The organism is Streptomyces sp. NPDC058469, assembly GCF_042721125.1.
Lineage (GTDB): Bacteria > Actinomycetota > Actinomycetes > Streptomycetales > Streptomycetaceae > Streptomyces.
The window spans coordinates 26892-50940 of record NZ_JBHXME010000031.1; the positions used below are offsets into that span (position 1 = coordinate 26892).

At 72.4% G+C, this 24049-nt stretch carries 1 protein-coding gene (running past both ends of the window); it reads right to left on the reverse strand.

Positions 1-24049, reverse strand: part of the annotated coding region (locus ACFWP5_RS16575; RefSeq protein WP_384156048.1) for a hypothetical protein (this coding region is incomplete at its 3' end). Its footprint runs off both ends of the window (26891 nt to the left, 10328 nt to the right); 24049 of its 61268 annotated nt are in view.

Sequence of the window (24049 nt, forward strand, 5' to 3'; positions counted from 1 at the left end):
GCGCGACGTGAGGTGGGTCAGCCAGTCGAGGTTGGGGGTGAGCTGGTCGGCCACCGCAGGCCGTGTCAGGTGCTCCCTCAGCACCGGGAAGCGGGCCATCAGGGGAATGGCCTCGGGGTGAGAAATCAGCACGGCGGACACACTCACGAGCCTGTTGACGTCCCGCAGGACCTGTGGGTACCCGATGAGCCGGTCGAGGTGGGCGAAGTCGTCGGGCAGGCCGCGCGCGACCTCGGGGTTGCGCAGCAGATGGGCCAGGACGAATTCGAGACCGGTCTCCGAAAGCCTCTGTCCGCGGTGCTGCTCATAGGCGGAGCCGAGTTGGGCGACCCGCGTGAGCGTGGTGTCCAAGGAGCTCCGGTTCTGGGCCGTCGCGAGGAAACCGGCCGGAACGACACGGCCGGCGATGGCCCGGATGACCGCGGTGTCGGTGAGCTGCTGCTGGGTGGAGGCGGCCGTGCTGGTGCCCGCTGGTGAGGTGTCTCCGGTCTGCGGTGCTGCGGCGGTCTTCTTCGCCTTCTTCTTCTTGGCGCCGCCGGGCAGCCGGGCGCCGGGCGTCCTGGCGTCGAACCGCTCCGGGTCCTCGCCGAGCGCCTGGAGGCCCTGCTCCAGCCAGGCCACGTCGGCCTCCAGGTGGGCCACCGCGAGCGCCGGCAGCGACGGGTCCGCGGCGGCGCGCTTCGAGAACCCGGCGCGGAGGGCTCCCGCGTCGACGGCGTCCTCCTGGTGCTCCAGGTCCTGCTCCAGCTCGGCCAGTCGCTCCAGCGCGCCGGCCCGCAGACCCATGAGACCCGCCACCCGGTCCGCGACGGTCTCGCCGAACTCCGTCAGCGCCTGGGCCCCGAGCCCCTCGATCCGTACCCCGGCCGTGCTGTCGGCGTCGGCACGCTTCCCGAACGCCTTGGTGGGCCGGACGTCGACCAGCTCCGAGAACTGACGGAACGCGGTCAGCTCCTCCTCGCGACGGCCGAACTCGGTGACCGGGTTGAGGGCGGCGGGCCGGTCGGGACCGGTCGGCACGGTGAACGCGTCGGCTCCGTAGACATCCCCGAGGAGGCGGATCATCGCAGGCGACTCGTGGCCGAGCACCCAGGCGGGCCCGTTGTTGCGCGGCCGGCCCGTGAACGGATCGACACCGGCGTTGCCGCCGTGGAGAGCGTTGCCGAGCTGCGCCCAGTACTCCTCGGGGCTGCCGGAGGAGTAGTTCTCGACCGTCCGGCCGTCCAGCGACACGCGCGGCCCGTCCGGCCACACCGGCCGCTCCGGTGACTCGTGGAGCAGCTCAGAGTAGGACGCGACCGCCACGGCACGCTGGTCGCTGGTCATGCCCACGCTCCACACCAGGTGCATGGTCTCGTGCAGATTCGAGGAGTACGCCTCGTGCTGGCGCGTGCCGTCACCCACCGAGGTCGTGTCGCCGAACAGGTTCTCCTCCGGCAGAACCACCATGCCGTTCGCGGCATGGCTCGTGCCCCGCACCACGTCCCACGTGCGCCCGGAGCCGTCCTCCAGCTCCACGCCGGCCAGCTCCGCGAACTCCGGCAGTTCCGTCAGCCGCTCGTCACGGGCCAGCACCCGCACCCGTATCCCACTGTTCAGCACGCTCAGCGCGACCGCGGGCACACCCAGCACCCGGGCGAGCAGCCCGCGCGCCTCGTGGCGCCCCGACGCCGGAGCACCCGACCGCGGCGACGCCTCCACCAGCAGCACCGCGGCCAACTGCGCGAAGTCACGGGCCGGGACCTCCGGCGAGGCCGCGAGCGCCGCCAGCACCGCACGGCCCTGCTCGCTCGCCCGCCAGGCCCGGCCGTCGGCCAGGAACTCCAGCGTGTTCAGCCGCTCGCCCTGCGGCATCGCCACCCACGCGGCCACGTCGGTGACCGGTTCGCCGGCATCCGGGCCGGTGCCGGTGGGGGTGGCCGGCGGCGGGGTCGGCGCCGAGGTGGCGGGGACGGTCCCGCCGAGGACCGGCGGTGCCGCCAGCGGACGTCGCTGAGGAGCCCTCGCACGGTCGTCCGCGGCGATCTCGGCCCGCAGGTCGCGCGAGCGCTTGAGCGCCGGGTGGTTCTCGATGACGGCCAGCGGCAGCGCGCCGTTGATGTCCTGGCGGCCGTAGCCCCGCCACACATAGGCGTTCTCGTTGCCCGCGCCGCGCCGGTCGGCGATGCCGTAGAAGATCGTCGACACCGTGCCGTAGCGGTCCGGATCGCCTTCGAGGAAGCCGTCGGGCCTGCTCCGGGGCTCCTCCCCGACCAGTACGCGGGCGAAGGTGACGCCGCCGGCGGTTTTGCGGTGCACATGCTGGGCGGTTTCCAGCCGGCTGTAGCCGTCGCGCGGCGCGAGCGCCCCGGTGGCGACGTTGCGCAGCACGGTGCCCAGGTCACCCTCGGGGAGGGTTCCGTCCTCCAGGTAGCCGAACGCCCCGTCGTAGAGCGGGAGTTCGTTCAGGACCCAGGTGGCCGGGTCGAGCGGGTCGACGGCGGCGGCCCGGGCCCGGGCCGCACGCCAGCGCTCGGCGTTCCGCGCCAGCAGGCCCGCCTGGGCCCGGGTCCAGACGTCCCGTGCCGCGTCGAGGTAGCGGGCCTGGCTCTCCCGGTCCAGGTACAGCTCCCGGTCGGCGAGGAACTCCGCGACGGTCTCGACGTACTGGCCGGTGACCGGCAGGGAGCTCAAGTGGGCCGCGAAGGAGTACCGGGCGAGATCCCCCGGATTCGCGCTGAGCCGCTCGGCGAGATCGGGCACGACGGCGAGCAACTGCGCGAGAGCCGCCTCCTCCCGTACGGCGCTCAGCAGCGGCTCGGCGAGGATCAGCGCGGTGAGTTCGGAGTCGGCGGCGATGTTCTCGGCGACCTCGCGGTGGGCGCGCAACAGACCGGCCAGCCCGTCCCCGAGCGCTACGCGCACCGGGTCCACGGCGGTGGGAGCCGTCGGCTGCCCCTCCGGAGCCGGGACTTGGGTGTCCGTCCGGCGTTCTACGGCCCCGGTGTCCGCCGGGTCCTCCGCCACGGGCCGCGCGGTCTCGGTCTCGGCGCGCCCCGGCTGGGCCAGGGTGGTGAGCCGCTCCAGGAGCCGCGCGGGATCGGTGAGGATCTCCGGTTCGGCGGTGAGCGCGGTGGCCGCGAAGGGGGCGACGCGCGGGACGAGCAGCAGCTCGCGCACCTGCGGGTCGGCAACGGCCTGCGCCAGCAGCCGAGAATGCAGTTCGAGGAGGTCGGCGACGGCACGGGTGCTGATCAGGGGACGCAGGGTTTCCACGTCGAAGCCGCCGGAGGTCGGCTCGGCGAGTGCCGCGGCCAGTGCGGGACGGTCGTCGAGCATGCGCAGCAGCCTCCGCCCGCGCCGCCCGGACAGCAGGGCGGCGAGGCCGGGGAGCGCGAGCAGGGCCTGGCCGAGTCCCGCGTTTTGCTGGACCCGCTCACCCAGCAGGCGGTTGGCGAGGAACGCCTCGACCAACTCGGGCGAGGCGGACAGCGCTTGGAGGATCTCGGGCCGGCTCTGGGCGGCGGACACCAGGGCCGGCTGCGTGCGCAGCAGGGTGACCAGGTCCGGCGCCTGGCTCAACGCGCCGAGCAGAGTGGGGTCGCGGCGCAGCAGTCCTTGGGCCAGCGGCGCCTGGGTGACCAGCGTGAGCAGCTGCGGGTGGGCCGCGAACGCCGGAACCAGACCGGGTACGGCGAGCGCGGTGACGGTGAGCGTACGGCTGCGCAGCACCGGGACCGCGAGGTGTCCGTGCGCCACCAGGTCGTCGGCCAGCGTGGGGTGCTCCAGCAGGTGTCGCAGGTCGGCGGTACTGACGGCGAGGTCAGGGTGTCGGGCGAGGGTCACGGCCAGCGCGTTCCGCTCGGCGAGTACCGACACGACGGACGGATCCTGAATGAGCAGGGCGCGCAGTCCGCCGTGCGCCAGCACAGCCTCGAAGATGACCTGGGTGCCGGGGTGGGCGTCGCGGGCCAGGGTGTCGAGGGCGCTCAATAGGGCGCGCGAGCGCCAGATGTCACGGACGGTTTCGGACCCGTTCACGGCCGCCACGACAGCCTTGGGACCGATGTGGAACAGGCGCCGGAAAGACGGTTCTTGGGTATAGGCGACGAAAAGCGACGTATCGGCGAGTACGCGAACCAACTCGGGGTTCTCTTCGACCCGGCGGGCCAGGTAGGGGGCAGCGATCAGTCGTGCGAGCAGTTTCTCGTTACCGGCGGTGAATTCCAGGTAGAAGGACGCGCTGGTACGCAGCACGCGGACCAGTCCCGGCTGCCCGAACAGCACTGTGCGGGCCGTCGTGTTACCGAGGTGCTCAAGGAGAGCGGGCCGGTGGCGCAGTGTCGCCAGTAGCTCGGGGCTGTGCAGCAGGCGGCCCGCGAGGGCGGCGTCGCCACGGATGGCGACGCTGAGTCCCCGGGTCTCCCGGATGCCTCGCATCAAGTCCTGCAGTCGGTCCGAGAGTGCGGCCGCTTCGGTGTCGTCCAGCCCTTGGCCGTGCCGGTCGAGATAGGGCTGCTGCCAGGTGCGGTCGTCGGCCTCCAGCCGGTCGATCCGCGTGGCGGCAGGCAGTTCGAGGAACGCGGTCAGCGCCACATGCAGGTCGCCTGCGTCGGCGTCGACCCGCCGACCCGTGTGGTCCAGGTCTTCCGGGAACTCCTCCTGGGCCACGGACAGCTCGTCGTGCCCCAGCGCGTCGCCGTACCGGCCTGGTCGCTCGACCACGGCGGCCAAGAACCCGGGCCGGGAGAGAGCCCGCGTCAGGAGTTCGGGCGTCCGGAGCAGGGCCCGAAAGAGCACGAGTCCGTCCTCGGTGCTGAGGGCGTCGAGGACGGCGGAGCTGTCGAGCAACCGCGCCAAGTGCTCGGAGGGGACGCCCCGCATCCGGGTTTCATGCATCAGATCGACAAGATCCGGGTGCGCCAACAGGGCGCGGAACCGTTCGGGGAACCCGTGCATCACGCTGAGGAGCGCGACGTTGTCTATGAATAGACGCATCAGGGCACCGTCGGCCCGCATCACCTGATCGACCGTCACATATTCTTCCTCCAAGTCCTCGATCACCCAGTTGGCGGCCATGAGACCGGAGATGAGGCGATCGCCGCTCTCCACGGATTCCATGACGCCGGGAATCTTCTGTATCCGGGCAGCGAAGTACGGTCCGAGCACGATCATGTCGGTCAGACGACGCGAGACACGCAGGTAGGCGGCGAAGCCCGGATCGGTCGTGAGCTCGTCGAGCGCGCTCAGCACCGGGCCGGGGGTCCCGTCATGGGTCTGGAGGTGGGGGATGAGCGCCGGTTGTGCCAGTACCGCGCTGAGTACCCCCGGTCGCAGCAGCGGCGAGCCTGGCCGCAGGTAGCGCAACAGGGGGGCGTGGTCGTTCAGCAGCGCCCGGAACTCGTGCGGGTATGCCAACAGTTCGGAGTGGTCGGCGATCTGCTGGGTCGCCTCCGGGTCCCCGGCGAGGACCCGGCCCAGCCCTGGCTCACGGATCACCGGTCCGAGAACGGGGTGGTTCATGATGCGCACGAAGGCCGGACCCGAGGTGCCCCCGACAGCCTGCGGCGTCGGCGCGGTGGCCTCGGTGAGCGCGGTGAGCATCGCGGCCCGGTCCCCCAGGTGTATGTCGAAGTGGGTGGGACGCGCGGAAAGCACCAGAGACACGTCCGGGTTGGCGTAGGCAGCCTGCCGTAGGGCCGGGTTTTCGGCGAGGAGAGCACCCAGCGCCGAGCTGTTCGGCAAGACCTCCGAAAGCATGGGCTGCACGTCCATGGCAGTGAGCATGGCCTCGCCATCAGCCGCGGTCGCCTCCATGTAGGCGTCAAAGAACTCCGGGACGGCGAACAGCAACCGAATCTGGCGGGGGTGACGGCTGACGCCGTCGATACGCCGAATGTCCTTGACGAACTCTTTCAGTTCCTCCTGACGCCCAAAGGCGGCATACCGGAATTCGTTCAACTCGGAGAGCACCGTGGACGCAAGCGCGAACCGGTAGACGCTGTTCTCGGAGGCACCTGCGGCGCGGCCCAGCTCGGGCACATTGTTGATCACGTTACGCAGCACCACTGCCTGGAACAATTCCCTCAGGGCCGTTCGGTCTCCGCGGAACCAGCGGTAGATCTGCGGAGCGGACAGCAGCCACTCCGTCATCTCTCCGTCGCTCTCAAGGAGTACCAGCAGGCCCAGGTCGTCGAAGATGCCGTCCAGGCCCCTGGCGGCCTCGGCGTACGGGTCGACCTTGCGGCTCACGCGGTCGCTCAGCGACTTCAGGTTCCAGGCGACGGGGTTGCCGTCGGCCCGGACCTGGGTGAGGCGGTCGCCGAGCGCGGGAAGGGCCGCCATCACGGTCACGATCCCGGGGCGTGCGGCGACGAAGGCGTGGATCTCCGTCATCCGGTTGAGGTTCCGAAGAACCTCGGGCGCGGCGAGGAGTCGGTCCAGGAACCCGGCGAACTCGGCCGGTTCAGTACGCGCGACCCGGACGGCGTCCGTGTTGCGCAGCAGGTACTCGGCCAGACTGTCGAGGACGTCCGGGGCCAGGGCGACTCCGGTGCTCTGCTCGTAGATGCCGATGATCTCCATGGTCCGCTTCGACGCGAGGAGGGCGGCCGTGGCGCTGAGGTGACCGGGCGGCACTCGCCTCGCGGCGGCGGACACGGCGTTGCGGAGGGTGTCGGCCGGGGTGGAGGTCGGGGTCCGCACGACGCTGGAGGAGGCGGCCGCGGGACCTGTGCCGGTATCGGCGCTGGTACTGGTACCGGCTTGGGTGTCGGTCGTCTTCTTCTTTTTCTTGCCGCCGCCGGGTGCGCCCCCGACGCGGGCGATCCACTCGGCGTCGAAGCGCTCCCTCAACTCCGCCGCCCGCTCAGGGTCGTTGCCCCAGGTACGGAGCCCGTCGGCGGCGGCACGGTGGACGGCGGCCGCGCGCACGACCTCTGCGTGGGCGGCTTCCCGCTCCCGCGGGGACGCGCCCGTGGAGGTGTGCCGGTCCTGCGTGTCGGCGCGGGCGAGGCGGGCGTGCGCGGCGGCGAGGGCGGCACCGGAACGCTCCCAGGCGCCCCATGCCCGCTCACGTGTGGGCGGCACCGCATCCGAAGCGGGCGCGGTTTCGGCCATGGCGGGATCGGCGGCGGCGGCCAGCAGATTCCACCAGGCAGCTTCCTTCTCCGCCGGACCGTGGGCACCCGCGCCACTGATGGTCTCCACACCACCGACGATGGTGGCGCGCGGGCGCACCGAGTCGAGCCATGCGGTGTAGGTGACGAAGGCGGCCTCGTACCGGGCCTCCGCCGCCGCGTCCTGCGCGATGTCGGCCACCGGGGTGCCGGGACCGGCGACCGGGTCGCCATCGACCTCCCGCCGTCCGGCGAGCAACGCCTCGGCGCCGTGGACCTGTTCCAGCAGCCGCAGCATCTCGGCGGACTCGTGCCGGGACACCCAGGCGGAACCGTTGTTGCGCGGCTGCCCCGTGAACGGGTCCGCGCCGGTGTTCGCCCCGAACAGGGCCGCGGTGAGCTGCGCGTAGTACGTGTCCGGGCTGCCGGCCGCATAGGGGTCGGCGGGCTCGCCGTCGAGGCCGACGCGGGGCCCGTCGGGCAGGGCTTTCTCCTCGCGGGGCCTGGTCATGAGGTCGTCCCACGAGCGCCGCACCACGCGTCGCTGCTCCGCCGTCAGGCCGTACGCCGCGATGACCTCTGCGAGCGGACGCACGCGCTCGACGGGGTCCGACGGATCCCCGACGGCCGTGATGTCAACGGCGACGACGAGCCCGTCCGCGGAGGTGCCGCCGCGCACGTCGTCCCAGGTGCGGGTCTCGTCGGGCAGCGGAACGGCACGCAGGTGGGCGAAGTCCCGTAGGTCGGTGAGGAGTTCATCGCGGCCGAGGACCCGCACCGTGGCACCGCTGCCCAGCACCCGCAGGGCCACCTCCCGTACCTGGAGCAGTTCCGCAGCGATACCCCGGAGCCCATGCTCGTCCCGGGCGGGCGACGGCTTCGGGTCCTCGACCAGGAGTACGGCGGCGAGCTGGGCGAACTCACGGCCGGTAATCCGGGGCGAGGCGGCGAGCGCGGTGAGCAGGGCGTGGCCCTCGCCGGTGGCCCGCCAGGCCCGCTGAGCGGCCGTCAGGTCACCGAGGGCGGTCAGGCGGTCCTGCTGCGGCGCCTGCGCCAACTCCTGTGCGTCCAGGCCCCAGTTCGCGGTGACGAGGGGCTCGGCGGGTGCGGGCAGGGTGTCCAGATACGCGTCCGAGAATCCGGCCGCATGGCCCGGATACCCCTGACCGGCGGGCCCGAAGCCGGCCGCGGCGAGACCCCGTCCGACCGGCGGGACCCCCACCCGGTCCTCGGTCAGCGCGGCCAGCCGTGCCCGGGACCGGACGAGCAGCGGCTCGCCCTCGATGGTGACGAGCGGCAGCCCACCCCGGTGGTGACCACCGTGACCGGTCCACCGGTCGGTGCCGTGCGGGTCGGTGATGCCGTAGACGACCGGGAGAAGGGTGCCGTCCGCCCGCAGCGCGCGGAAGTAGGCCAGTTCCCTGCCGCCCGGAAGGTGGGCGCGCAGCGGGGCGTTGATCCGCAGGACGTCGTCACCGGTGCCGTCGTGGGACACGGCGAGACGGTGTACGACGTCCATCTCCTCCGGCAGCAGGTCGCTCTCCCGCACCGTGCTCCCGGCGAAGGCGTACGTACCGCTGTGGACCCACAACTGCGGCTGCGTCACCGGGAATCCGGCGAGGCGCGCCGCGTCCCCCGCACGGGTGGCGAGGTCCTGTTCGGCGCGGCGGCGCACCAGCGTCTCCCGCTGCTCGCGGGCGATGGCGGCGAACCACGGGCGGTACGGATCGGCGAGGGTCAGGTCGACGCTGTGCAGGAACGCGGCGATGTCGCTGTCGGCGTCCTCGCCGAGGCCCTCGCGGGTCACGTGGTCGACGAAGCGGTGCCGGGTGATCTCGTCGGCTCCGGTGGCGAGTTGGCCCGCCAGGCCGTCCTGGGCGGCGAGCAGTACCGCCAGGCCCGGGTCCTCCCGCAGCACGGGGGCGAGGGTCTCGGTCTCCATGGTCTCGACGAGACCGTCCACGGCAGTGATCGCGGCGAACAGGTCCGGGTGACGGCGCGCGAGCAGGTCACGCAGCGGCTCGGCGGAGGGAGCGGGCACGGCGGTGCCCCGGCCGCTCGGGCCGCGGCCCTTGCGGCGCCGCCGCTTCGGGCCGGCGCCAGCGCTCTTCGTCCCACCGCGTCCCGAGGAGGTCTCCTCGCCAGGGGTGGTGGGAACCGCGGGCGACGGGGAGGACGACAGACCGGAGAGAAGGTCATGGGCGGAGGCGGCGGTCGTGCTCATCGCCGCCGCCTGCTCCGCGGCCCGCTCCGCATCGGCGAGCAAGGGTGCGAACAGCGCGGTCAGCTGGGCCGGTTCGCTGTCGAAGGCAGCGTCGCCGCGCAGTTGCCGTACACGGGTGGCCGCCGCCTCGAAGTGCGGGGACAGCGCGGCCTCACGCAGGGCGGGATCGGTCAGCACCCCGCGCAGCAGCGCCGGGTGGGACGCGGCGAGCGGTGCGAATTCCGGGGAGGTGAGCAGCGCCGTCCACTCTTCGGCGGTGAGATCCGGTGCGAGGGTGTCCGCCAGGGTGTCGGCGATCGCGGTGCTACCGCGGAGGGTGGCGGCGACACCGCGACGGTCCGGTCCCGACAGGGCCGCGTCGAGCCCCGGCACGGTGAGCAGCGCGCGCCCGAGCGTGCTGTCCTTGGCCAGTTCCGCCGCGAGCCCGCGGTCCTGACGCAGCGCCGAGACCAGGCCGGGACGCCGGGCGAGGGTCGCGATCAGGACGCGGTCGCGCTGCGCGGCCCGCTGGAGCGCGGGTTGGGCCGAGAGCAGGACCGCGAGTCCGGGAGTGGCGGCCAGGGCGCGCCCGGCGGCGGGCTCCACGCCGATGGCGAAGGCGGTGCCGGGACTGCCGGCCAGCAGCCGATGCAGGCTCGGGTCCGCATCCGCCGCTTCCACGAGGGCGGGTGCGGCCAGAGCGGCACGCAGCCTGACCGGCTCCCCGAGGAACAGGGACGCCTGCGCCGGGTACCGCTCCAGCGCCTCGATCAGCTCCTGATCGCGCAGCAGCTTGCGCAGGCGTCCACCACCCAGCAGCCGGGACACGTGTCCGGCGACCGCCGACGCGGCGGCCGGAGCCAGCAACAGCCCGGCGAGGAGGGCGGGTTGGGCGGCGAAGGTGTCGCGGACCTCGGTGTGGGCAAGTACGGCCTCGAACAGCGCGGCGTGGGCGTTGAGGCGGGCCGCACGATCCCCGCCCCCGGCATACGCCTGGATGTCCGCCGCAGCCCGGTCCAAGGCGTCCAGCAGGGGTCGGCGCTGTCGCAGATCGGCGAAGCCGGCCGTGTGGCGAGCAGCGGCCGCGACGGCTCCCGGCACGGTGTGCAGGACGCGGCGCAGGGCCGGCTCCAGCCAATAGCCCTCGTGGACGCGGTCGTCGCTGCCGACGGCGCGGGCCAGGTCCGGGTCGGCCGCGACGCGCTGCGCGAAGCCCGGGTGATCACGCAGTTCGGCGCGCAGCCTCGGGTTGCCCATGAACTCCAGGTGGAATCCGCCGTGTTCGCGCAGCGCGACGGTGAGAGCGGGCTGGTTGACGAGGAGTTCCGCGACGCCCGGCCGGGTCAGCAGGGCGCCGAGTTCGGGGCGAGTGCGCAGGGTGGTGCGCAGTTCCCGGCCGTGCAGCAGGGTGGAGGCCACCAGCTCGGGGGCATCGCGCAGCGCGGTACGGAGTTCGAAGCCGTCGCCCAGCAGCTCGGCGATCTCGGTCGCGGCATCGAGCAGATGGCCGGTGCGCGGGTCCGCGCCCGTGCCGCTCGGTGCAGTGCGCAGCGGGGTGAGCCAGGCCGCGTACTCGCCGACGGGCTGTGCGTCACGTGCCGAGTGATGGTCCAGGGCGCCGCTGTCCAGGGCGTCGAGCAGCACGTTCGCGAGCGGGCCGTCGTCCGGGCCGACCGGGCGGCCCGTGGCGTCCATCGTGGGCGGGCCGGACTGGGCAAGCGCCTCCGCCAGGGCGGCCTCGCCGGACTCGGCGGCCCGCAGGAAGGGGGCGGGGTCGGTCCGGAAGGCCTCGACGAAACCGGGGCGGGCGAGGGCGGCGACGAGCAGGTTCTGGTCCAGCAGTGCACGCAGGACCGTCAGGCCCTCCCGCGTCTCGAAACGGGCGCTCAGCGAGTCGTCGCCGAGCAGCGCCCGCAAGTATGCCGGGCCCAGGCCGTTGCGTTCCCGTACGGCGAGTTCGGTCACCAGCGCCGGCCGAGTGGTGGCGGCTCGCAGCAGGTCCGGGCTGCCGACCAGCGCCGTCGCCGCCTGCGTGTCGGTGACGAGGAGGCGCAGCAACGCCGCGTCGCCGCGCAGGAGTTCGTCCATGGAGACGGTGGAGACGTCGGCGGAGTCCAGTGCGTCCAGGACCGCGTCACTGCGTCCGACGGCGGCGAGCAGCCGGCCGTCACGCTCCAGGGTCTCCAGCAGCCCCGGCACCCGTACCGCTCGGGAGAACCGGCCGGGCTCCGTCACCAGCACCATCGCGAGTTGCGGATGCCGGCGCAGCGAGTCCGCGAGCGTCGGGTCGTACGCGATCGCCTCGGTCACGGTGGCGAGCAGCTGGTCACCGGCGGGCGAACCGAGCTGCTCTTCGATACCGGGGTGTGGGATCAGGGACCTCAGCACGCCGGGTTGCGTCAGCGGTGAACCGGGCCGCAAGCGGGCCAGCAGGTTCGGCCGGTCGCGCAGCAGGACGCGGGCCTCGTGCGGGTGGCTGAACAGGTCGGGGCCCGCCGCGAGCGCGTCGGCGAGGAGACGCATCCGGTCGGTCTGGTTCCACAGCCCCTGCTCACCGGCCACGGCGGGACCGGCGACGGGGTGACCGAGCAGCCTGGCGAACGGCTCCGCGGTCGCCCCCGCGGTCCGCAGAGGGCGCGCCACCGGGGCGGTCTGCCCACGGAGTACCTCGTCGAGGCGCGTCCGGTCATCGAGGTGCTCGTCGAACGCGGCCGGGTCCTCCGAGAGGGTCGGGGCGACGCCCGTGTTCGCGAAGGCGACGGCGAGCAGCTCCGGGTCGGCGGCCAGGGTTTCGAGGAGACGGGGACTGTGCGGCAGGACCTCGGTGAGCAGGGGGTCGGTGGCCAGCAGGGCGACCAACTCGCCTGCCCTCGCCGGGTCTTCGAGGATTCCGCGGAGCAGGGCGGGGCTGCGCAGGATCGTCGCGGTGACCGCCGGGTCCTGCGCCAGGACCGCGAGGAGTTCCGGCGAGGCGAGCAGGCGGGCCAGGTCCGCCTCGTCGGTGAGGGCGCCGGGGTGGTCGTACGCGGTCGTGGCGAGACCGTAGTCGAGAGCGAGCCGGTGGATCGCACCAGGTGAAGCGTGCAGGGCGCGGGCGAGCGCCGGTGACACGGAGGCCGCGCGGGCGAGCGCGCCGTGCTCCAGGAGCGAGGTCAGCTCGGACACCCGGTTGCGGAAGTGCTCCAGCAACTGCGGCCTGGCCAGGACCTGTTGGAGCAGCGCGGGCGACCGCTCCCAGTCGTCGAGGACGCGTCGTCCGGTGCCGGGGTCGCGGTCGTCGAGGAGCCGGGCGAAACCGGAACTCACTGCCGCGTTCGCCGTGTCGTGCCCGTCGGCGATACGGCCGGCGAGAACCGTAAGCGTGAACTCGGGGAACGTGCCGTCGCCGTCCGGGCCGTGCAGCACTGTCGCGCGGAACACCGGGTGCTCCAACAGGGCGTCGCCGAGAGACGGGTGGGAGACCAGCAGGCGGGCGGCGTCCACGTGCACCGACAGGTCCCGTACCAGGGAGAGGTCCCCGAGCAGGCGGAGCATCAGCTGCGGGCGTTGTGCGAGATCGTCCACGTAGGCCGTGTTGACGCCGGCCAGCACGGTGAGGTGTGCGCGCTGGGTCTCGGTCAGCGGCACCGCCGAGAAGTCCGCCACGGCGGCCAGCAGCCGTGAGACGGCCGTCGGCTGGTGCGGGTCCGTCACGGTGGGGACGAGCGGGGCCGACGCGTGGAACTGGTCCCCCACGGGTCCGTCGGCGGGCGGGGCCGCCAACGGCACGCCCGTGCGCGAGCCGCTCGTCCACGGCGAGGGCCGACCGATGGCCCCGAAGCGGCCCGGGCCACGCGACGGCAGGGCGACGACCTCGTCCTCGTCCTCCTCGCCGATCACGTCGAGGCGGGGGGCGTCGATCACGGCCGGCTTGCGGGCCGCTTCGACCAGAGCCTCCTCAGTGTGGCGCCGACGCTCCACCAGGTTGGTGAAGTCGGTGAGGTAGGAGTACTGCGCCTGCTTGTTCCGTGGGTTCGCGCCGATCTCACCGGGCTGGTGACCAGGGCCGAACTGCGACTCCATCAGCGGCATGAGCATGGGGAAGTACGCCCACATCCATGCGGGGCCGTTGTTGACCGGAAGGGAAGTGAGGTAGTCGATGCCGGCATGGGTGCCGAAATGGGCGGACCCCGCCTCGGCGAAGAACTCCGGGAACTTGGAGGACGAGTAGTTCTCGTCGGACAGACCGTCCGGCCTCGGGGCATCCGCGTAGCGGGGACCGCCGGGCCAGCGCGACTCCATGTCGGCGACCGAAGGAAGGAACCCCTCACTCAGGTTCCGGGCGTTCCGCCTGGCCATATAGGAACTGTCCGCCGCCAACGCCTGTGCGAAGGCGGCGTAAATCTGCGCGTTCTGCTCGACGGTCATGAACCGGTGGGCGAGATGGAAGAGTTCGTGCACGGCCGTGGAGCGGTTGTCCCCGTGCACGAGGAACCCTGGAGGTCCGGACTGCTCGCCGAGCAGTCCCTCCTCGCCTGTCCACAGGACTGCGGGATGGTCGCCTGCGAAGGCGTCACGCAGGGCGGCCTCGGCAACGTGCTTGCCTGCCGCGTGCCGCAGGCTGCGCGTCTCGCGGAAACGCGGGACGACGACGATCCGGGTGCCCGAGAGAAGTGCCTCCATCGCCATCGGGGTCCGGCGCAGGACGAGCGCGGTGAGACGCTCCATCTCGTAGCGGGCGCTCAGCGGCGCCTCGGCCCCCCTCGGAACGTCGACGAGCAGCACGGCGGCTGTCGCGGCGAAGTCGGCCTCGGACAGTTCCGCGGCGAGCGCGCCGACGAAGTCGGGGTCGGTGGCGAGCCAACGACGGTGCTCGGGAGGCAGCATGTGCAGGGTCTGGAGGCGTACGGCCCCATCGGCGGACGGCAGAGTCTCGCGCAGGTGTCGTACATCCGCGGGCATGCGTGCCGGATAGGTATGTGAACGCTCGTGGACGCCCTCCGGGTCGGTGAGCGCCTCCTGGACCGAGGCGCTCTCGTCCAGGGAGACCACGAGGAGACCGCCGGTGTCCTGCTGCTCCCCGGGCATCAGTCCCCACGGCGGGGGCGACGAGGGGACTCGTTCCACGACCAGCGCGTCGGTCTCCACGTCGTCGATGCGCTTGCGCCCGAACGACTCGGCCAGCGTCGCCCGCAGGTACCCGGCGACAGCCGCCGCGCGCCGCCCGGCCGTTCTCGCATCGCCCCAGGCCTCGACGGTGATCGACGGCAGAGTGCTCGCGCCCTGGGCACGCCAGTTGGCGACGGCCGAGGCCAACCGCTCCGCGAAGGGCTGGATCGCGTCATGCGCGGCAGGCCTCAGCTTCGCGGAGCCGGCGGAGAAACGCAGCGGCAGGGGCAGCATGGCCGCCGTGTAGGTGCCGGCCGGACCGCGACGCCGCCGCGCGTCCTGGGACCCAGGGTCAGCGGGCGTACCGGACATGCCGATGTTCTCGGACTCGGATCCGGCCGCCTGGGGCATACCGGCCGGGACACCGCCGTTGCGCTGCGCCCAGTTCTTCTCGAACGCCGCGCCGAGTTCGGCCACGAGCGCCGGGTCATGACCGAGGCGCCGCAGGGAGTCCTGTGCCAGCTGACGGTTCCGGTGCGCCGCCTCCAGGTCGCGGGCCGGTCCGACCATGGTGCCCGCACCGCGCGATACGCCGGCGCCGTCCTCGCCCGTCCCGGCGGTGATGGCGGAACGCGCCCGGGCCACGTCCGATTCGGCCTTCAGCAGCGCGTTCCACGCCTGGTCGGAGGCGACTACCTGTTCCTCATCGGCACCCTCGGACATACGGTCGGAGGCGCCGAGTGCCGCCAGCGCCGACAGCCACGCCTCGTGCTTCTCCGTCGCACCAGGCCTGCGCAGCCGTCCGTCGGGCCCGGCGCCGTCCATGGTCCGCGGAAGGGCACGGGAGCCCGCGGCCCCGGTGTGCTGCCGGGTGAGCGCGGCGAGCGCGATGGACACGGCGGTCGGCCCGCTCACCTCCGGCATCCCCTCGGCGCCGTCCTGCCGGGCGCGTACGACCTCGACGACCGCGTCGGCCTCGACCGTCCAGCCGTGCCGCCCGGCGTCGGGGACCACGGTGAGCCGTGCGCCGCTGAGGAGCAGACGGGTCGTCAGCGCGGGATCGGTCAGTTCGGTCGCGGCGGTCGTCACCGCGCTCTCCAGTACCTCGCGGCCCCGGACCGGCGCAGCCGCCGTACTCCAGTCGCCCTCGGTGTCCACCAGCAGGCGGGCCGCCGTACGGGCGAAGTCCTCGGCGGGGAGCTTCCCGGCGAGCCGCTCGACGAACGGCGCGTCCTGGGCGAGCCAACGCCGGTGTTGGGCCGCGAGTGTGGCGATCTGCGACTCGCGCTCGGCAGCGGGCTGGCCCACCAAGGTGTTCAGCAGCCCGTCGGCCCGGGGCGGCATGGTCACCGGGCGGCTGGGAGCCGTCCCGGGGGCGGGAGCCAGCGCCTCCAGTGCCCGCGTGACGGCGCTCTCCTGCTCCGGGGAACCCACGAGGACGTCGACGGGCGGGGTGTCCACGGAGCCCCGCCGCGCCGTCTCCACGGCACCGGTGGTGGGAGCGGTCGCCGTACGGGCGCGACGGGCGGCGCGGCGGGTCGCCGTCACCTCCTCGCGGGTCCGGGCGAACCCGGCCGCCGCCGTCTCCACGTCGACGCCCCACGCGGAGAGGGGGACCGCCGCCTCGGCGAGCGCGAGTTCGGCGTCGCGCAGCCGGTCCACGAGCAGGGCGCGCGACACCGGGTCGTCGTGGAGGACCGTCCGGCGGTCGAAGTCGCCCAGCTTCGCCCGCGCGTCGAGCACCTCGGAGTGCGAGGCCTCCGCGAGCGTCCACGCGTTCCACAGCGTGCGGGGGAAGCCCTCCTTCTGGAGCCGCGCGACCGGCGGTACGGCGGTGGCGAGTCCGGTCAGCCGCGAGCGCCACAGTTGCTCGACGTCGGGGTCCATCCCCCGGCCCTCGGCGGACCGATGCTCGGTCTCGGCCGTGACGAAGAGCGCACGGAGACCGACGAAGACCTGCTCCTCGGCCTCGGCCGCCCGCACCGGGTTGGCGGCGAGCGCCGACGCGTCCGGGTGACCGGGACCGAAGTACTCCTCCAGGATCGGCACGAGGTCGGGGTACTGGGCACGCACCCAGACGTTGCCGTTGTTGCGCGAAAGCCCGGTGATCCCGTCGAAACCGACGTTGACGCCCTCCCAGGCGCGGACAAGCTCGCCAAGGAACTCCTGCACGTTGGCGGCGGAGTAGTTCTCCTTGGTGCGCACCCCGTGGCGCTGCCCGTAGCGGGGGCCATTGGGCCAACGGGACGTGAGCGGGGTTCCCTTGAACTTCTCCTCGACGCGGTCCGCGACAAGGTTCTTGAGGTACGCGAGGTTGATGGCGTTCCGGTGCTGTTCGCGCATCTTCTGGTGGACCACGTGCGTGATCTCGTGCACCGGGACGGACGCTCCGTCCGCGTACAAGGCTTGGCTGCTGCCGGGGCCCGGTGTCCCCCGCAGGTTGTCCTCACCGAACACCGCCGCGGTCGGATGGGGAAGGTGGGCGGCCGCACGCATGGGCCTGTCCTTGGACGCCCGCCTCATCGGGCGCATCCCGCTCGAATCGTCCATCTCCGCCGGAACGACGACCAACCGGGTACCGCTGGCCAGCAGTTCGAGTGTCATCGCCATGTTGTGCAGCATCGCGGCGGTGATCCGCTCCGCCTCGTGGCGCGCGCTGACCGGGGCCTGGACGCCCCGGGGAACGTCGACGAGGAGTACGGCGGCGATGCCGGCGAACTCGGCGGGGCTCAGCCGTACGGCGAGGCGGCCCGTGAAGTCGGGGTTCTGGGCCAGCCATCTGCGCTGTGGCGCGGGCAGTTCGGCCAGCGCCCGTGCCAACTGCCCGGCGGACAGCGGCAGAAGCTCGTCCCGCAGCGCCGCCGGGTTCTGCGGCGCGACCATCGGATACGTCATCGCGCGGGCGCGCAGGGCGGGGAGATCGGCGCGGGCGGCATCGAGAGCGGCGCGCTCATCGAGGACGAGGGTGACGCTGCTGCCCGCCGGACGGACCGGCGTGGCGACAGCAGGCGTCGGCACCTGGTCGTCGACGACCACGAGAGCGTCGGCCTCGACGCCCTCGCCCCACAGCCGGTCCAGCCGGGCCCGTACGCGGCGGCGCAGTTGCTTGGCGATCGCCTCCGCACGGTCACGCCCGCCGCGGCCGTCGCCAAAGACGCGGATCGTCGGCAGGACCTCCGCGCCCTGACCGCGCCAGTTGGCGATCGCGTTCGTGAACTGCCGTGCCGCATAGGTGAGTTCGGTCTCCGCCGCCTCGCCGGCCACGACGCCGCGCGGGGTGACGCGCACGGTCACCGGTGCGAGGTCCGCCATGAACACCCCGGCGTCCGGCAGCGGCGCCGGGGGTGCCTCGCCGGGCTCGGTCAGCGCCAGCTCCTCGCGCTGGATCTCGCCGCGGACCCAGCGGGACTCGAACGAGGCCCGAATGCCGGGCAGTTCGGCCGCGTCGAGGCCCCAGTCCGCGAGTTCCCGCTCGGCACGCGTCAGCGTGCTGTTCGCCTCCGCGATGTCGGCCAGCGCATCGACCTGCTGCTGCTCGACAGCCGGCAGCCCGGTCGCGGCGGCGGGCCGGCGCAGGTTCTGGTTCGCCTGCCGGGCGCTGTGCACCGCGCGTTTGGCGTCGAGCCATCGCGTCCACGCCTCTTCGGGCGAGTCGGTGCCCTCGTGCTCAGTCGTCGGGCGGCCCGGGGCCCCGCGCTCCCCGGCGACCCGGTCCAGCTCGCGGCCCCACGCCCACACCTTGGCCCGCATGGTCGCGCCCAACGGCGCCTGCCACGTCGCCGGCCAGGCGATGGCCGTCCCCGTGTCCCCGCCCGCCGCCTCCGGCAGGTGGTGCAGCTCGCCCCCGTCCCTCGACGCCCGGGCCAGGTCGGCATCGACCTCGGCGCGCAACTCCTCAACGAGACCCAGGTCCAGGCCGAGTCCGGCGAGCCGCCGATCGGCCTCGTGTACGGCCGCGGCGGCTTCCTCCGCTTTCCGCTCAGCCGTGCCGGTGAGCGACCGCCGTAGCTCGTCGGTGATGTCGTCTCGCCCCCGGACTCGCTTGGCGTCGACCGTCGCCTCGGTGTACTCGCGTACTGTCTGCTCACGAGCCCGCCATATGTCACGTACGGCCTCGGCAGCCGGAGCGGCGGGCAGTCCGGCGCGCTCGGCGGCCTGGGCTGCTTCGGCTGTGAGCACGTCGAGCACCGCGCTCCAGGCGATGGCCCGCGCGTCCTGCCCCGTCAGCTTGGTGTCGTCGAGGAGTGCCGCCCCGTCGGCGGGCCCGGAGGTCTCGGTCGAAGGGCCGGCAGTAGGCGCCGAGATTCGACTCGGCGTCAACGCTGCCTGTGTGTCTGCCTGTTCCGTGAGTTCCCGTGCCTGCTCGACGAGGGTGTCGAAGTCGCGCCCGGCGGCGAGGACTTCCTCGGAGGCCGCGGTGGCGGTGAGGGGGTTCGTGCCGACGAGCGGGTCGGTACCGAGGAACTGGGCGAGGACGTCCGCGACAGCGGGGGTCTCGTGCCGGGCGACCGCGTCGGCACCGTTGTTGCGCGGCCGGCCGGTGAAACGGTCCGTGCCCGCGTTGACGCCGAGCTGGGCGGCGCCGAGCTGGGGGAAGTACTCGTCGGGCTGCGAGGAGTAGTTCTCCATCTCCACGCCGTCGGTGCTCATCCGCGGGCCGTCCGGCCACTCCACAGGAGTCCCGTCCGCCTCGGCGCGGCGCTTGGCGGCATGGGCACTGACGAAGAAAGCGCGCCGCTCCGGCGTGAAGCCGAACTCGTACAGCAGGTGCAGGAGTTCGTGCACCGACGAGGAGTAGTTCTCGTCGTGCGCCGGTGCCTGACCGGTCGTCCCTGGATCGGGCTGCCCCCCGGTGAGGTTCTCCTCGGCCAGGGCGACCAGCCGGGCCGGGCCGGAGGAGGCACCGCGCACGGTGTCCCAGGTCCGGCCGTCGCTCAGCGGAACACCCCGCAGGTGCGCGAAGGCGGGCAGCGCCGTCAGCGGCTCGGCGGGGGCCAGGATGCGTACATCCACACCCGAGGTCGCCACACGCAGCGCCGCCGCCGGATGCGCGAGCACCCGCGCCGTCAGCACCCGGGCGGCCTCACGGCTGCTCGCCGGCGTCTCGGACAGCGGCGAGGTCTCGGTGATCAGGACCGCGACCACGCTCGCGAACTCCGCCGCCGACAGGGCGGTCGGGGTGGGGCGGTCAGCGATCGTAACGGAGCCGTCGGCGATGCCGGCCGGCGCGAGTGCGCTGAGCAGGGCTTCGCCCTCCGGCGTCGTACGCCAGCGCCGCTGTGCCGGGGTGAGGGAGCCGAAGGTGTCCAGGCGCTCCTGCGGGGACATCCCGAGCAGTGTGTCCTTGTCCAGCAGCCAGTCCTGCGGCTCCGGGAGGGCGGTGTACTGGGGCGCGGGGGACGGCGGTCGGTCGGGTACGGGACTGCTGACGGAGAGCGCGCACGCCGTCGCGACGGTGTCACCGGTGGGCGGCGAGGCCAACGGCAGCGCCGTCCCGCGCCGCGCGAACAGCTCGCGCGCACTGACGAAGGGAGCGTCCTTCTCGGCCGCCTCGATGGGCAGCGCGCCGGAGAAGGGGACCGCCCCGAAGCCGACCCAGCGGTACTGGTTGTCGGGACGGGCCCTGCTGTACGCGTAGGCGTACACGACCATGCCTGCCGCGCTCGGCAGGTACGTCAAGGTGACCCCGCCGTTGCCCGCGTGGGCGTGGTAGCCGACGAACGGGCGCACGCGTTCCCATGTCTCGCGGGGACGCGCGGTGCCGTTCGCGAGCCTCTCCAGCACCACCATCGCCTCGTCCGGAAGGCCGCTGCCGTTGCTCAACGCCTCACTGAGCAGCAGCGTGCCGCTGAAGTCCCAGGTGTTCGGCTCATTGGGCTTGAAGGCCCGGAACCAGGCCGCGTCCGCCTCGTCGCGCCGGACGAGTTCTTCGCTCAGCCGGTCCTGGTGCTCGGCGAAGGTCGTCCGGGCCATCTCGTCGAGCCAGCGGTAGTACTGACCGTCGACACGGAGGGCACGGCTCTCCACGAAGGCGGTGAGCGCGGACGCCGCGTCCGTGAAAGGTCCTTCCGTACGCAGGTAGTCCGCCAGATGCAGGCTCTCGGCCAGGGCGGGCTCGCGGGTCACCTCCCCGCGGGTCTCCACGTCGGCGGCCAGGATCACGGCGAGTTCAGGGGTGGCACGGAGCTCGAGAACCGCAGTGGCTGCCTCGGGGTCGGCCTCGATCGCCTGGGCGAGTTCGGAATGCCGCCGGGGCCAGGGCAGGAGGGCCAGGATTTTCCCCTCGAAATCCTCAGTGTGCCCCGGTGTTTCGGCGGCCGGGGCCCCTTGTTCAAGCAGCAGAGCGGTAGCAGCCGTGGCGATCGCGGAGGCGGAGCCGTCCAGCAGCGACCCGTTCCGGCGCAGCGCCTCCGCGATGGCGGCCCCGCCCCCGGGACTCAGCAGGACGGTGAGCAGCGCGGACGCACCGAAGGCCTGGTACAACAGCCGCCCACGGTCGGCAAGTTGGGCAACAGGCACAGGTGTGGTGAAGAGCTGGTGCAGGACATCGGGGTCAAACCTGACCGCAGCCGGGTGCCGGCTGAGGGCGGTGAGCAGGACCTCGGTCTCATCGCTGTCGCGCAGGACGCCCTGGGATCGCGGTTCCGCCAGGTACGCGAGGAGGTGGGGCCGGGACCGTACAGCGCGGCCGATCGTGCTGTCGGAGAACAGCTGCCGACGCAGCCGCCGGTGATGACGCAGGGCTGCTGTGAGGCTCGGGTCGGCGACGAGGGTACCGCGGTCACTCGCGAGCGCGTACGCGATCTCGGGGTTCTGCTCCAACAGCGGTGCCAGCGCCGGGTCGGCGGCCAGGGCGGCGGCAAGGCGGGGGCTCGTGGCGAGTACCCGGGTGACGTCGGGCACCCGGGTCAGCAGCCGCCGCAGGGGAAGCGATTCGGCCGCTGCGCGGACGAGCGACGAGGCCGAGAACGCGGCGCCGAGGCGGTCCCGGTTCCCGACGAAGAACCCGGCCTGATCCGGGTGGGCCGAGAGGACACCGAGCAGGGTCTCGTCGTCGAGGAGCCGGTCGAGCAGTTCGCCGTCCACCCCGGAGTCACGGTGGGCGGTCAGGGCGCGGGCGACGGCGGGGTGCGCCGTGAGGCGGGCCACCAGCGCGGGCCGTGCCTTGGCCGCGTCGCGGACCGCGCTGTTGGCGACGATCGCGGCGAAGGCCGCTGAGGGATCCGGCCCGGACGGGTCGGCGGCGACGGCGTCCTCGGGGGTGGCGGTGTGAGCTGCCACCAGCGCGTCGAAGAGGCGCTGGTGGCCGCGGATCGCGATCGTAAGGATCGTCGGGTCGTCGAGGGCGAAGCGTACCGCGGCGTGGGAACGGTGCAGCATGTGTCGCATCGGCGGCACACGGAAGTAGATCGCGTCGACGCCGGGGTCGGAGACGAGGAGGCGGCCGAGTACGGGATTCGCGAGCACGTCCCGACGGAAATACGGGAAGGTCCGTATGAAGCCGCGCATCCACGCGTTCGCAACGAAGGTCAGCAGGAAAGCGCCGTCGGCACGTAGGAGGGCACAGAGCTCGGGGTCGGAGGTGAACAGATACCGACCGTTGAAGTCCAGGGGCACGGACAGCAGGGAGGGGCGTTCGAGAAAGGCCGGCAGCAGTTCTGGATTACTGAGCATCTTCCCGACGAGCGACTGGTCGTCCTCGAAAGCCTCCCGCAGACCGTCACTGCCCAGGAAGCCTTCCGCGATTCCCTGGAGCCGTTCGGAGACCTCGCCCGCCTCGGGACTGCCCGTTTCCAGGCCACGGGCTGCAAGGTAGGCACTTTGCCAGGCGAGGCCGCCCTCTTGGGACCGGACTCCGGCTTGGCCAGGAGACTTCATGAAGGCGGCGACGGCGGCGGCCGCCTCTCCGCCGAGAAGATCGATCTCGTAGCCCTCGCCGTCGAGAGTGGCACCACCCACGGCCTCGATCGCGGCCCACAGAGTGTCGGGGTCGTGCAGAACGTCGCCGAAGTGGCCCGGCTCCTCAATGATGAGCCGGGTGACCTTGGGTGATGTGAGGACGCTGTGAAGGAGCTGGAACTTCACCAGGGCGTCCAGCAACGGGACATCGTTCTCGAGCGCGGTCATCAGCGCCGAGTTCTCGATCAACCGACCCCAGTGAACCACCAGGCCGTGCACCTGGTCACCGGTGGCGAGGCCGCGCACCAAGCCGGGGTGCTGGGCCAGCCGGGCGAGGCGGCCGGGGTCCTGCGCCACCGCGTTACCAATCCAATTGGTGCGCACCAAGAAGTCGAGCAGCGCGTTGTCGTCAGTGTGGAGTAGGGGGATCAGCGGGGGGTGACTCTCCACGAGGTCCAGCACTGACTGAAACACGAGCGCGTTCAGCAAGCGCTCGTCACGGCGGATGCTGTCCCGCACACCGGGGATGGACAGGCTGCGCTGGAGGGAGTCGAGCTGGTGGAGGAGCTGGTCGGCCACGGCCGGTGTGACACGCGCCAGTTCGGCGAGCTCCGGGTCACGGGCCAGGAAGTCCAACGCATCGGTATGGGTGAGGATCGTACGGGACAGTTCGGGGTTGGCGAGGACGGCCCGCAGCACGCCCGGGGCACGCAAGGGCATGCCCGGGCCGAGCGCGTCGAGAAATTCGGGGTGGTCCTTGACAAGCCTGGTCTTCTCATGCGGGTGGACGAGCAGGTGCCGGGCCACTTCGAGCGCCGCGGCCCGCTCCGGCGACAGCTCGCCGAGTGTCCTGCGCTTGCGCCCAGGCAGTTCCTCCGTACTCCTGAGAACGGCGTCCAGGGCCGAAAGGCCCTGCTTCATGAGGTCGTTCAGGAGGGTGGGGTCCTCAGAGAGAGCGGCCCCGAGGCCACCCCTGCCGTAGGCGGCGGCGAACGTCTTCTCGCTCACGGCGAGATTGTTGGCAAGTTTCGGGAAGGCACCGGTCAGAACCTCGGTGAGCAGGGGGTCGGAGTCGAGGAGCCGCAGCAGTTCGCCACGTTTGGCGGCGTCGCCCTGTGCGAAGCGACGGAGGAGGGGCGGAGTGGTGAGCAGCAGACGGACGGATCGCGGGTGCGCCTGGAGTTCCGTGATGCGCTCGCGGTCGCCCAGCACCGCTCCGAGATCCTGAGGATTCGGGTCCGCCCCCCGTTTCTCGATCAGGGCCAGGGCTATGGTCCGGTCGAGCGTGAGATGGAGTCCGAGTTCCGCCCTGTCCCTCAAAAGTCGCCCGAAGGCCGGGCTGGCGACGGCCGCGCGCAGCAGCACCTCATGTTGGAGGACGTCTCGACGCTCGATCCAACTGTCCCCCAGCACGGGGAGGGCATCCAGGTGAGCGAGGGTGTTGACCAGGCTGATGCTGACCACGGGGAAATGACTGGCGCTGTTGAAGTCCGGCAGATCGAGCAGCATCCGCAGGCCCTCGGCGTAGCCGTCCTTCTGCGGGACGTCCTCGTTGAGCCGGGACAGCAGAGTGTAGGCGGACTTCGGGGTGGAGACCTGATCTCCTCGCGTGTACATGGCCAAGTACTCGCGCAACGGCTCGTCTTCGGCGAGCAGGTCGATGATCTTCGGGTGGGAGGTCAGCAGCCCTCCGACGTAGAGCTGGTTCGCCAGGGAGGCGAGAGCCTCGGGGTGCTCGACGAGGCGCCGTAGGACATCCTGG